The organism is Enterococcus sp. AZ101, from assembly GCF_050499005.1.
Classification (GTDB): domain Bacteria; phylum Bacillota; class Bacilli; order Lactobacillales; family Enterococcaceae; genus Enterococcus_L; species Enterococcus_L ureilyticus.
This window is the reverse complement of record NZ_JBMHEZ010000003.1, coordinates 30,307-43,498: the sequence shown is the minus strand read 5'-3', so window position 1 is coordinate 43,498 and position 13,192 is coordinate 30,307. Positions and strand designations below refer to the sequence as shown.

Annotated in this window: 15 protein-coding genes; all 15 read left to right on the top strand. The window is 35.7% G+C overall.

The window, feature by feature from the left end; genetic code table 11:
* Positions 1 to 243: 243 nt before the first annotated feature.
* On the top strand, positions 244 to 762 hold the full coding sequence (locus tag IGJ50_RS14070; protein ID WP_069641206.1) for an AmiS/UreI family transporter: 519 nt from the start codon (positions 244 to 246) through the stop codon (positions 760 to 762).
* A 21-nt stretch (positions 763 to 783) separates the two neighbouring features.
* Positions 784 to 1,086: an urease subunit gamma gene (locus IGJ50_RS14065; protein ID WP_069641207.1), complete on the top strand. Its 303-nt coding sequence runs from the start codon at positions 784 to 786 to the stop codon at positions 1,084 to 1,086.
* Positions 1,087 to 1,121: 35 nt separating this feature from the next.
* Positions 1,122 to 1,448: an urease subunit beta gene (locus tag IGJ50_RS14060; RefSeq protein WP_069641208.1), complete on the top strand. Its 327-nt coding sequence runs from the start codon at positions 1,122 to 1,124 to the stop codon at positions 1,446 to 1,448.
* Positions 1,449 to 1,466: 18 nt separating this feature from the next.
* Positions 1,467 to 3,188: an urease subunit alpha gene (ureC, locus tag IGJ50_RS14055; protein WP_069641209.1), complete on the top strand. Its 1,722-nt coding sequence runs from the start codon at positions 1,467 to 1,469 to the stop codon at positions 3,186 to 3,188.
* A 146-nt stretch (positions 3,189 to 3,334) separates the two neighbouring features.
* Positions 3,335 to 3,790, top strand: coding sequence for an urease accessory protein UreE (locus IGJ50_RS14050; protein ID WP_069641210.1), 456 nt, complete (start codon positions 3,335 to 3,337; stop codon positions 3,788 to 3,790).
* Entirely contained in the window at positions 3,780 to 4,484 is a 705-nt protein-coding gene (locus IGJ50_RS14045) for an urease accessory protein UreF (protein WP_429951013.1), read from the top strand. The genes IGJ50_RS14050 and IGJ50_RS14045 overlap by 11 nt, the downstream gene beginning before the upstream one ends.
* A gap of 14 nt (positions 4,485 to 4,498) precedes the next feature.
* Entirely contained in the window at positions 4,499 to 5,110 is a 612-nt protein-coding gene (ureG, locus tag IGJ50_RS14040; protein WP_069641212.1) for an urease accessory protein UreG, read from the top strand.
* A gap of 1 nt (position 5,111) precedes the next feature.
* Positions 5,112 to 5,960: an urease accessory protein UreD gene (locus IGJ50_RS14035; protein WP_069641213.1), complete on the top strand. Its 849-nt coding sequence runs from the start codon at positions 5,112 to 5,114 to the stop codon at positions 5,958 to 5,960.
* A 91-nt stretch (positions 5,961 to 6,051) separates the two neighbouring features.
* Positions 6,052 to 6,816: a class I SAM-dependent methyltransferase gene (locus IGJ50_RS14030; protein WP_069641249.1), complete on the top strand. Its 765-nt coding sequence runs from the start codon at positions 6,052 to 6,054 to the stop codon at positions 6,814 to 6,816.
* Between the two features lie 20 nt (positions 6,817 to 6,836).
* On the top strand, positions 6,837 to 8,432 hold the full coding sequence (gene nikA / locus IGJ50_RS14025) for a nickel ABC transporter substrate-binding protein (RefSeq protein WP_429951009.1): 1,596 nt from the start codon (positions 6,837 to 6,839) through the stop codon (positions 8,430 to 8,432).
* A gap of 20 nt (positions 8,433 to 8,452) precedes the next feature.
* A complete protein-coding gene (locus IGJ50_RS14020) occupies positions 8,453 to 9,385 on the top strand; it encodes an ABC transporter permease (RefSeq protein WP_429951549.1) in 933 nt (310 codons plus the stop codon).
* Entirely contained in the window at positions 9,385 to 10,212 is an 828-nt protein-coding gene (locus IGJ50_RS14015; protein ID WP_429951007.1) for an ABC transporter permease, read from the top strand. The genes IGJ50_RS14020 and IGJ50_RS14015 overlap by 1 nt, the downstream gene beginning before the upstream one ends.
* 14 nt (positions 10,213 to 10,226) lie before the next feature.
* Positions 10,227 to 11,057 carry an ATP-binding cassette domain-containing protein gene (locus IGJ50_RS14010; RefSeq protein WP_429951005.1) on the top strand — a complete coding sequence of 277 codons (831 nt, stop codon included), beginning with the start codon at positions 10,227 to 10,229 and terminating at the stop codon, positions 11,055 to 11,057.
* On the top strand, positions 11,035 to 11,781 hold the full coding sequence (locus IGJ50_RS14005) for an ABC transporter ATP-binding protein (protein ID WP_069641217.1): 747 nt from the start codon (positions 11,035 to 11,037) through the stop codon (positions 11,779 to 11,781). The genes IGJ50_RS14010 and IGJ50_RS14005 overlap by 23 nt, the downstream gene beginning before the upstream one ends.
* A gap of 81 nt (positions 11,782 to 11,862) precedes the next feature.
* Positions 11,863 to 13,077, top strand: a complete 1,215-nt coding sequence (locus IGJ50_RS14000; protein ID WP_207120433.1) for an ammonium transporter — start codon at positions 11,863 to 11,865, stop codon at positions 13,075 to 13,077.
* Positions 13,078 to 13,192: the final 115 nt, after the last annotated feature.

Here is a 13,192-nt window from a genome sequence, read left to right as displayed (position 1 = left end):
AATTCCCTTTTTTTAGGGCTAAATGCTTGTGTACCAAGCTAGTTTAATTTTTGTAGAATATAATAAATCGTTATAAAGTTATTTTTAAGTCAGCAAATTTAGTTGGGGTTTATCGGAAAATTACTTATTTTGATAGATTACTCATTTCAAAGCTTCCATAAAACAATCTTTTATACGTATATTGTATAGAAATAGTATATAAATTAATAAATAACGTATTTGAATGAAGATAGGAGGATAAAAATGCTTGGTGTTATTTTATTGTATGTAGGAATGGTGTTAATAAGCAATGGTCTTTACCGATTACAAGGGACACAAGATAAATCAGTCGTGGTGATGAATCTATTTACAGGTGGATTAAGTTTACTTTTAAACCTGGTAGCTCTTTCTTACGGGATAGTAGCGAATAAAGATTCATCGTGGTTTTATGCCAGTGCGACTGGTTTATTATTTGCGTTTACGTATCTCTATACAGCAATTAATTCAATGTTTGATTTAGATCAGAAGCTTTATGGCTGGTTCAGTTTATTTGTAGCAATCAACGCGATTCCAGCAGGAATATTATGTTTTTATGGGTATGGCGGAAATACGTTATACGGAATAATTTGGTTTCTCTGGGGAATTCTTTGGTTTACAGGATTTCTTGAAAATACACTCGGAAAAAATCTGGGGAAATTTGTGGGTTATCTATCGGTAGGGGAAGGAATCATTACTGCTTGGATTCCTGGATTCTTAATGCTACTTGATTTATGGCCAAAATAAAATGAGAAGGGAGCATTTATTATGCAATTAACAACAAGAGAACAAGAAAAAATGATGATCAGCTTGGCAGCAATGATTGCCCAACGCAGAAAAGACAAAAAAATAAAGTTGAATCATCCAGAAAGTGTCGCTTTGATTACGGATTTGATTTTAGAAGGCGCACGTGAAGGAAAAACAGTTTCTGAATTAATGAACGAGGGTAGAAATCTTTTAACAAAAGAAGATGTCATGGAAGGTATTTCAGAAATGATTCCAATGATTCAAGTAGAAGCAACATTTCCAGATGGAACAAAGTTAGTTACCGTTCATGATCCAATCCAATAAATTCATTTTAATGATTCGATGAAGGAGGAAAAGTTATGATTCCAGGAGAATATAAGTTAGCAAAAGAGCCAGTTGTATGTAATGAAGGGTATGATGCCATCACTTTAGAGGTGAAAAATGTTGGTGATCGAGCTGTTCAGGTGGGGTCACATTTTCACTTCTATGAAGCAAACGAAGAAGGCTTGAAATTTGATCGTGAAAAAGCAAGAGGCAAACGTCTAGATATACCTGCAGGTACTGCAATCCGCTTTGAACCAGGTGAAACCCGTAAAGTGAATTTGATTGACGTAGGTGGAAAACGCCGTATTTATGGTTTCAATGATAAAATAAATGGTTTTTTAGATGATGACCGCACAAAATAGCTGAAAAGAGGGAAAAATATGAGCTTTAAAATGGATAGAAGTAAATACGCGCAAATGTTTGGCCCAATAGTCGGGGATAGTGTTCGATTAGGAGATACGGATTTATTTGCAGCAATTGAAAAGGATTATACGATTCACGGTGAAGAAAGCAAGTTTGGTGGAGGAAAAGTTTTGAGAGATGGCATGGGGCAAAGCGCTACAGAAACCCGTGCAGCAAATCCACTGGTTGTAGATACAATTATCACCAATGCAACAATCATTGACTATACAGGAATTATTAAAGCGGATATAGGGATCCGCGATGGTAAGATCATCGCCATTGGTAAAGGCGGAAATCCAGATAATATGGATGACATAGACTTTGTCGTTGGTGCTAGTACGGAAGCAATTTCTGCTGAGGGTCTAATCGTAACAGCGGGTGGATTGGATATTCATGTTCATTTTATTTCACCAGGTTTAGCACAAGCGGGACTTGATAATGGCATTACAACATTATTCGGTGGGGGAACAGGTCCAGCTGATGGAACAAATTCAGCGACTACATCACCTGGTAAATGGCATATCGAACGAATGCTTCAGTCAGCCGAAAACTTACCGATCAACATTGGTGTTATGGCAAAAGGTGCGGGTGCTGTACCTGAAACGATTGCAGAACAAATTGAAGCGGGTGCCATGGCGATAAAAAACCATGAAGATTGGGGCGCAACTGCTGCTGGAATTGATAATTCACTGAAAGCTGCTGATCAATACGATGTTCAATTTGCGGTTCATACTGATTCGCTTAATGAAGGGGGATTCGTTCAAAATACGTTAGATGCTTTTCAAGGACGAACAGTGCATACATTCCATACTGAAGGTGCAGGTGGTGGACACGCACCAGATATCATGGTAGTAGCGGGGCACGATAATGTGTTGCCTTCATCAACGAATCCAACAAATCCTTATACGATCAATGAAATCAGTGAACTATTTGATATGGTCATGGTTTGTCATAACTTGGATCCGAAATTACCAGAAGACGTGTCATTTGCAGAATCTCGTGTACGTAAACAAACGATTGCAGCAGAAGATGTTTTACATGATATGGGTGCACTAAGTATTATGACTTCTGATGCAATGGCTATGGGACGTGTTGGTGAAGTTGCAATGCGTTGTTGGCAGTTGGCAGATAAAATGAAAAAACAACGTGGACCTTTAGATGGTGATAGTGAATTTAACGATAATAATCGGATCAAACGATATATTGCGAAATACACAATAAATCCAGCCATCACAAACGGTGTATCAGATTATATCGGATCCGTTGAAGTAGGCAAATATGCTGATTTAGTCATTTGGGAACCAGCGAAGTTTGGAGCAAAACCCAAAATGGTTTTAAAAATGGGCATGATTAGTTATGGTGTGATGGGAGATGCAAGTTCAAGTCTACCTACACCACAACCTCGTCTAATGAGAGATCTCTTTGGGGCATGCGGCAAGGCTGTGACTGCCACAAATATTACATTCGTTTCACAGTTTGCATACGATCATGGAATCAAGGAAAACATTGGACTTGAAAAAGTAGTTTTACCTGTTCATAATACAAGAAACTTAACCAAGCGAGACATGAAATTAAATAATTTCAGTCCAAAAACGATTACCGTTGACCCTCATACATTTGATGTGAAGATTGATGACGAATTGATTACTTGTGATCCCGTCGACACTGTGGCGTTAAGCCAAAGATATTACCTATTCTAAACAGAAAAATGCTGGGACAAAAGTGGCAAGCTATCAAAAATTCTTTTAAAAAAATGATATCTATATACATTTAGAAGAAATTTTAAGGAAGCTAATGCCACTTTTGTTCTGTTAAATTATCAATATGTTATTACAGGAGGAAGAATATGATTTTGACAGCTATTGATTCAAATCTTGATGAAATCGATGATATTACGAAATATCATGTTGAAACTGTTAGATTAAACAGTGATGATTTAAACAAAAGAATTTTAAGGGTAACCACAGATCATGGCAACGATTATGGTATTCGATTAACAAGTGAAAGTGAAGCGTTGCGTAATGGTTCTATCTTTTTTGTCGATGACCATAACATTTTAGTCATTGCGGTACGCTCTGAAGAAATGATTATCATTAAACCGTCAACGATGGATGAAATGGGTGAAATTGCTCACTTACTTGGAAATACACATAAACCTGTTGTTGTAGAAGACGGGAAAATTGTTTTAGAAGTAGATCCAACTGTAGTTGATCTTTTAAATAAAAAGGACATAGACTACGAGATTAAAAAAATCAAGTTGAAAAAAGCTTTGAAACATGTGGACTTGTCGCATGAACATTAATGAAAAAAGGTTTGAAAATTTTTTAGATGTTGTACAAGTCTGCGATTCCACTTTTCCTATTGGGACATTCAATCATTCCTTTGGTATGGAAAATTATTTGAGAACAGATAAAATAACGAATGCAGATGATTTTGAAATTTGGTTAGATACGTATCTAAAAACACAATTTAAATACGGTGAAGGGTTACTTATAAATCTTTGTTTTAAAGCTTTGGAAGAAGAAAAAATAGAAGTAATTTGGGAATACGATAAAATCATTACATGTTCCTCACAAGCAGCTGAAACAAGAAATGGGACAAAAATGATTGCGAAGCAAATGATTGACCTAGTTCAAACTTTACATGATATTCCATTACTAGATGATTATAAGCAACAAATCAAAAAGGCTACTGTTTATGGAAATCCAGCGATTGTTTTTGCTATTTTTGCTCATTATAAAGGACTGGACGCAGATGAAGCAATCTTACTTTATGGCTATAGTATAAATTCTACGATGATTCAAAATGCTGTCAGAGCAGTCCCTCTAGGGCAAAAAAGCGGACAATTAATTCTACAAAGAACAATCCCACTTCTAGAAGAGATAGTAGCAGAAATGAAGCAATTGGACGCATCTTATTTAGGAGCCAATGTACCTGGAATCGAATTGTCACAAATTAACCATGAAACACAAGTATTCAGACTTTTTATGTCATAGGGAGGAAATAACAGATGAAAAAAACAGTAATAATTGGTGTCGGTGGACCCGTTGGATCAGGGAAAACATTACTTATTGAACGTTTAGTTAGACAAATGAATGAGGATTTGAACGTTGCAGTAATAACCAATGATATCTATACAAAAGAAGATGCAAAATTCTTATGTGATAACTCTGTTTTAAGTGAAGATCGTATTATCGGTGTAGAAACTGGAGGATGTCCACATACAGCAATTCGTGAAGATGCATCAATGAATTTTGCAGCTATTGAACAATTAGAAGAACGATTTGAAGATTTAGATGTAATTTTTTTGGAAAGTGGTGGGGATAATTTAGCCGCAACGTTTAGTCCAGAATTAGTCGATTCCTCTATTTATATTATTGATGTGGCTCAAGGAGAAAAAATTCCTAGAAAAGCAGGTCAAGGAATGATCAAGAGTGATTTATTTATCATCAATAAAATCGATTTGGCTCCGTATGTTGGTGCTGATTTAGATGTCATGAAAAAAGACACCGAAGTTTTTCGAGAAGATAATACTTTTTTATTTACTAACTTAAAGGATCAAGAAGGGGTAGCAGCCGTAAATGAATGGATCCGTAAAAATGTTTTACTAGAAGGATTATAATATGAGGCAAGATACAGACGGACTTATTGAAATGGCATTTACCAATCGTAATAACCGAACCATTGCGTCTAGAATTTATCATGAGGGCAATTCTCGCGTGTCCTCGAATATTCCATTAGCGAATGAGAAAACACCATATTACTTCTTTATTAGTACGGGTGGGGGTTTCCTTGAGGGAGAGAAATATGAACTGGATGTTACGGTAGCCAAAGAAGCGCATGCTATCGTGACAACTCAAGCACCAACTTACGTATACAAATGTGATAATAAAATACAAACAACACAAAAAACACAGCTGGTTTTAGAAGAAAATAGCACATTTGAATATTTAACAGATGAAGTAATTCCTTATAAAAATTCAATTTACAAACAAGAAACAATCGTTCAGATGAAAGAAAATGCAACGCTAATTTTAATGGATGGTGTAACAGCGGGCTGGTCTGCTGATGAGCAACCGTTTCAATACGCTGAATTACAGATGAAAACAAGTATATATATGGATGAAGAATTAATCTACAATGACCATTTACTATCAGAGCCATTGAAAAATGATATGTCTGCACTAGGTTATTTTGAAGACGGCTTGAATTACAATACGTTGATAATTATCAGTCCTTCTTGTACAAAAGAGGTTATTGAAACAATTAGAAAGAAATTAAATGAAATTGAAACAACTGTCAATTTTGGCATTTCAAGTTTAGAAAAACCTGGTTTTGTGCTTCGAGCGCTGGGGAAAAGTGGAGAAGAAAATCGCTATATCCTGATGCAAGCACTCAATCATTTTCGAATAGAACAGCTTCATTATCCTGAATTGATTCTTAGTAAAAATGACAACTACATCCAGAATTAATGGACAAGATGAAGATTTTTTACGAACTTTTTAGTAAGAAATGGCGAGGCATTGTTCTGTTATGTAGTAAAAAGGGGAAATTAGTGTGGAAATGGCTAAGAAGACATTTAAAAATGAAATTATTGATTACTGGTCAAAGAGATCTGAAACCTATGGACAACAGCATCATGAAGAATTACTGGGAGAACCAAAAGCATTATGGCAGAATGTCATCCTTAGTGCTTTTAATGCAAACGAAAACCCAGTTAAAAAAATTCTTGATATAGGTACTGGTCCTGGTTTTCTCTCCATATTGCTTGCTGAAAAAGGCTTTGAAGTGACGTCAATCGATATGACAGAAGAAATGTTGATTCAAGCAAAGTTGAATGCGGGTGATCTCGTTGAAAAAATCGAATGGACATTGATGGATGCCCATAAGTTGACATTTGATACAGCACACTTCGATGCAATTGTCACAAGAAATGTCACTTGGAATCTAGAAAATCCAAAGGAAGCATATAAAGAATGGTATCGAGTATTAAAACCAGGAGGAATCTTACTAAATTTTGATTCAAATTGGTACAAATATCTTTACGATGAAACGCTTCGGGAGAAATATGAAAAAAATCGAGAATTGACGCAAGAGATGGCTGTTAAAGATTATTATGAAGGGACAGACATTGATTGGATGGAAGACTTAGCTAAAGAAATGCCTTTATCAAAAATTACCCGTCCTATATGGGATAAGAAGGTATTGAAAGAGTGTGGATTCCAATCTATTACAATTCATGAGAATATGAATGATCAATTACTAAGTGATATTCAAAAAATTAATTTCTTGTTTTCCCCTATATTCCTAATAGAAGCAACAAAATAAATAGCAAAGGAGATGAGTTGTTGGCAAAGAAAAGAAAATGGATGCCAGTCTTCTTTTTTACTATCTCTATGATGCTACTAATTTTAGCAGGCTGTAATTCATCAAAAAAAGAGAGCCGATCTTCTAATCAAATAAATTATGGTAGTACAAAAGATATACGAGATATTAATCCGCATTTATATAACGGAGAAATGGCTGCGCAAAATATGGTTTTCGAAGGATTGACCAAAAATGAAGAGGGAAAAGTCAAACCTGCGTTAGCAAAAAGCTGGGCTATTTCTGATGATGGTAAAGAATATACCTTTTCTTTACAAACTAATGTGAAATTTACGGATGGTACGGCATTCAATGCAGATGCTGTGAAGCAAAATTTTGATGCAGTTTTGGCTAATAAGGAACGTCATGCTTGGTTAGATATGGTGAATGAAATCGAGTCGACACAAGTAGTAGATGATGAGACTTTCAAATTAACCTTAAAACATCCCTATTACCCAACCTTGATTGAACTCGGGTTGACTAGGCCATTTCGTTTTATCTCGCCTAAAAGTTTTATTGAGGGGGGATCTAAAACGGGTGTGTCAAGCTATGTGGGAACTGGGCCGTATAAACTGGAAACGCACAAGGACAATCAATATGCGCACTTTGTAGTGAATGAAGATTATTGGGGTGAAAAACCAAAAGTTTCAGAAGTGGATTGGAAAGTAATTCCAGATTCACAAGCATTATTACTTGCTCTAAAAAAAGGAGAAATTGATCTTATTTATGGTGCAGATGGCGACCAATTAAATATGGATGCCTATAACGCAATGAAAGCTGACAAGGCTGCTTTTACAGCCGTATCTAGCCAACCAGTAGCCTCTCGTGCAATACTATTAAATAGTAAACGAGAAAATCTGAGTTCATTAAAGGTTAGACAAGCGTTAACTTACGCAGTCAACAAAGAGAATATTATTAAAGGTGTACTAAACAATTCAGAAGACAAAGCGGATACGCTATTACCAAAAACGGCTCCTTATTGTGATATTGAATTAAAAAGCTATAATCACAACGTGGAAAAAGCAAATCAATTACTAGATGAAGCAGGATGGAAAGTAGGGGAAAATGGAATACGGATGAAGGATGATAAACCTTTAGCACTAACTTTTTCCTATAATTCACAAAATGCACAAGAAGGAACAATCGCTCAATCGATTCAAGCGGATCTTAAAGAGGTGGGAGTGGACTTAGCCATTATTTCTGAGGAAAAACAGAATTTTCTTGATCGTCAAAAAGATGGAGAGTTCGATTTACAGTATTCGTTGTCGTGGGGAACGCCTTACGATCCGCAATCTTATCTTTCTTCTTGGCGAATACCGGCACATGGAGATTATCAAGCACAATTAGGCTTGGATAAAAAAGCATGGTTGGATGATAAAATCACACAAGTGATGATTGAGCCAGATGAAAAACAGAGACAAACAGATTATAGCGAAATTTTGACTTACATCAACGATCAATGTATATATATCCCAATTTCGTATTCGAAAACGAAAGCAATTGGTAAAGCTAACCTTAAAAATATCACGTTTAATGATTCGCAATATGAAATACCATTTGAAAAAATGTTCTTTGAATAAGGATAGAAAGTTGGGTGACAATGATTAAATCTATTATTAAAAATTGTGGAAAAATCCTACTTCTTCTTTTTTTAATAACGTTTATTCCTTTTTTCCTATTGACGTATCTATCCAATGATCCAGCTGAAGTAGCACTAAGAGTCCAGGCAATCACACCAACTGAACAAAATGTGCGTCAGATGCGTTCAGAATTGGGGTTAGATCAACCTTTTTTTGCAAGATATATTGATTGGGTTCAACAGGCTCTAAAAGGGGATTTAGGTAAAAGCTATGCTACTGGTAAATCGATTGCTGGTATGATCAGTGAGGCTTTTCCATATACAGTATTTTTGACTCTAGTGACACTGATCATCATTATTGTAACCTGTTTAGTACTGGGAATTTTGGCTGCTAATTATCAAAATCATTGGACTGAAAAAGTCTTAAGATTGATTACCTTTGTCTTAAATGCAATTCCATCATTTTGGCTAGGGTTGTTACTGATCTTTTTGTTCTCTATCAAGCTAAATTGGTTACCAACGGGAGGGGCCGAAAGCCTATTATCAGTTTTCTTGCCGGCATTGACACTTTCTTTGGCCTACTCTAGTTCGTATATTCGGTTGATTCGCAATGATTTATTGCAAAATAAACAGTTGCCATATGTCGACTATTATTTTACAAGAGGATTTTCAAAAAAATCGATCACGAAACATTTATTGAAAAATTCTTTGCGTTCTTCTGTTGTTTCGATTGGCGTGAGTATTCCCAAACTGATTGCTGGTAGCATCATTATAGAAAGTGTTTTTGCATGGCCTGGTATGGGGCTTCTCTGTATTAATGCAATCAGAAACCGCGATTTACCTGTTTTGCAAGCCTATATTGTGATTATGTCATTGTTCTTTATTAGCAGTAGTTTGTTGATTGATTCCTTAAACAAAAGGATTGATCCCAGACTAAGAGAGCGAGGCAGCTGATGGATGTAATGAAAAAAATAGTCAAGGATAGAATAGTTCTTGTTTCTATTCTCTTTTTAAGTCTTTTAATTTTAGGTATTATTTTTGCGAATGTCTTGTCACCGTATGATCCAAACAAACAAGATATTATGAATAAATTGGCTCATCCAAGTAGTGAACATTTTTTTGGAACAGACATGTTAGGTCGAGATATCTTTTCGAGGATATTATATGGCGGTAGAGTGACGTTACTTCTCTCCTTTTTAATTGTTTTCTTGATTCTTTTGATCGGGCTCATTTTTGGTGGAATTTCTGGGATGTTTGGTGGTTGGATCGATGCCTCAATGATGCGATTTTGTGACCTGATGCTTTCTTTACCGAATGAAATGATGTCTTTATGTATTATTGGGATTTTAGGCCCTAGTTTACTGACGATTATTTTAGCACTGACAATAGTACGATTTCCGTGGTACGTTAAAATGATCAGGACAGAAGTCCTTAATTATAAAACAAAAAATTATGTTGTCTTCTCCCTAAGTTCTGGAAAGTCTAAAGGATGGGTATTTAAAGAACACATTTTTCCCCCGATTATTCGGGCAATCATTGTTTACTCTACATTAGATATTAGTGCAGTGATTATGAGTATTAGTGCGCTATCTTTTCTCGGGGTTGGGATTCAGCCACCAACAGCTGAGTGGGGTAGAATGTTAAACGAATCCAGAGAAATCGCTGTAGTTGAGCCTTGGCAGATGATTCCTGCTGGGATCACACTATTTCTTGTGATAGCGATGCTCAATTATATCGGAGACGCAGTTGCGGAAGGAATCAACGAAGCGAATAGCGAGTAACGAGGGAGAAAGTAATGGAAAATACACTAATTTTGGTAGTGGAAGAGTTGAGCGTAAATGAACTCAAAACAAATAAAAGAGTCCTTGATAACCTAACTTTTCAAGTAGAAAGAAATGAGTTTTTAGGTATTCTGGCACCAAGTGGAAGTGGGAAAACAACACTTCTTAAAACGATTATGAGAATCTGTCCAAAATCACTTCATTCAAGTGGATTAATTACCTATTTTCCGGATACTAAAAATAAAATCGTTATTCAGGAGAAAACCAATGTTCATTCTTCGGCGGTATTAAGTCGCGAATTAACATACATCCCTCAAAATGCTTCAGAAGCATTTGATCCTATTGAAAAAATGGGTGTGCAATTGAAAGAAACATTGACAGAAAATCGATTTTCTGTAAGTGAAAGAACAAATATGATTCAAGAGTTATTGGAAAGTATGGACTTACCAGAAAGTATCTTAAACAAATACCCCTTTCAATTATCTGGTGGAACGTTACAGCGCTGTGCAATTGGGTTAGCACTTATTTTGAAATCCAAAGTGATTATTGCAGATGAGCCGACGAGTGCATTGGACACGATAAATAGAAAGAGAATTCTAGATAGTTTCTTGCAGCTAAAAAAACGAAATGAGACGACTCTACTTTTGGCGACACATGATATTGCTATTGTAGATTACTTATGCGATACGGCGCTTGTTTTAGAAGCAGGTAGAAAAATTGAACACAAAAAAATAGATAAAATGGACACTGATTCAACCTCATATTTGGTAAAAATGCGTAGAATAAAAAATAAAATAGGTTCGACATTTTGGAGATTAAAAGATGGAAAATTGGTTAGTTCTTGAGCAATTATCAAAGACGTATTACAAAGAGCGGTTATTCATGCCAAGAGAAAAAATGGACGGTGGACTAAAGCCATTTTCACTTTGTATTTCAGAAGAGATTATTGGTATTTTAGGAGAAAGTGGTAGTGGGAAAACAACATTAGCTAAACTAATAGCTGGTATTGAAAAACCAGATAAAGGGTCAGGGGAAATCATATTTAGACTAAATGAGCCACTCAAACAAAAGAACCCAGTGAGCATGATATTTCAAGAGTACACCTCTGCAATCAATCCGGACTTTACTGTAGAAAAAGCATTAGTAGAATCAGTTAGTAAAAACAATAAAACACAAGAAACAAAAGAAAAAATAATTACTGTTTTAAATAAAGTGGGATTATCTGAAGAACTCTTAGACAAGAAACCAAGAAACTTAAGTGGTGGCCAGATTCAGCGTGTTTGTATTGCGAGAAGCATCTTAACGGAAGCAAAGGTATTGATTTTGGATGAAGCCTTTAGTTCGTTAGACTTATTTAATGTGGAGCGTATGCTTGAGTTGTTACTTGCTTTAAAAAAAGAATTTAACTTGTATTATATAGTCGTTACTCATAATTTAGAATTGGCTACCTATTTTTGTGACAAACTTATTTTTTTAAAAGAGGGACATTTAGAAGAAGTGATAGAAACGAGTCAATTGATGCATGCGAAATCTGCTTATGTCCAAGCTTTGATTGATGCTCAAATTTGAGCGCCAAATAGTATAATTTGCTAGTAGTGTAGCAAAATGAATTACTATATTGAAATAGATTCAAAGAAAGGAATGGAATTCATGTCAAATTCAATTAATACAGGCGATACAGCATTTATGATTTTATGTACAGCAATGGTGTGTTTAATGACACCAGGTTTAGCTTTTTTCTATGGAGGTTTGGCACGTAAAAATAATATATTAATCATTATGGGACAATCATTTGTTTCAGTTGGAGTCACAACGTTAATGTGGATTTTTGGAGGGTTTGGGCTAGCATTTGGTACAGATTTTCATGGTATTATCGGAAATCCAGCTGATTTCTTCTTGATGAAAAATGTAGGCACATTAGCGAACCTTTTACATGGGGCAACGATTCCCTTTTTAATGTTTTTTGCTTTTCAATTGATGTTTTGTGTGATCACCGTCCCTCTTATGACAGGGGCTTTTGCGGATCGTTTGACGATGAAAGGGTATATTTTACTGTTGATTGGCTGGAATTTATTGATTTATTTCCCTGTCTGCCATTGGGTTTGGGGTGGTGGATTCTTAAGTAATTTCAACTTTAAAGACTTTGCTGGCGGTACAGTTATTCATACGACAGCCGGATTTGGTTCTCTAGCAACGATCTTGTACTTAGGACAAAGAAAGTTGACGGAACAACAAAAAAGCCAACACAATAATTTGATGATTGCTGCAATCGGAACTGGACTTTTATGGTTTGGTTGGTTTGGGTTTAATTCTGGTGGTGCATTACGTGCAGATATTCAAGCAGTGAATGCATTTGTTTCAACGTTTGTTGCACTTGCTACATCTTTAACTGTATGGATTTTATTTGCCAAATTTAAGAAGGGGTACTATGATTTTGTGGATATTTTGACTGGGTCAGTTGCAGGATTAGCAACGATAACCCCTTGCGCAGGATATGTAAAACCAACAGAAGCAATTGCTATTGGTGCCATCGCAGCAATTATTTGTAACCTTGCTGTTGATTTTCGTAAGAAAAAAGGTTGGGATGATGCATTGGATGTATGGGGTGTCCATGGCATTGGTGGATTCACTGGAACTATTTTAATTGGTATCTTCGGAACAGGTGCTTCATTAGTAACTGCTAGCGGCTTAAATGCACTGCTCGTTCAAATTTTAGGTGTCTGCTTCGTCGCAGCGTATGCATTCATCATAACAAGACTTATTCTAGTTGTTTCATCAAAAATAACAAGAATAGAGACAACAGAAGAAGAACAAGAAAAAGGATTAGATATGGAATTTTTCCATCAGTCTACTTATGATGAATAACTTTCATCTAATTAAATTGGCCAAAGTGAAAGAGTCAAGAGCGAAGACTGCCAAATCTTCACTCTTGACTCTTTCGTTTTTTAAATATTAATAAAATTACAAGTCAAGTTCATGT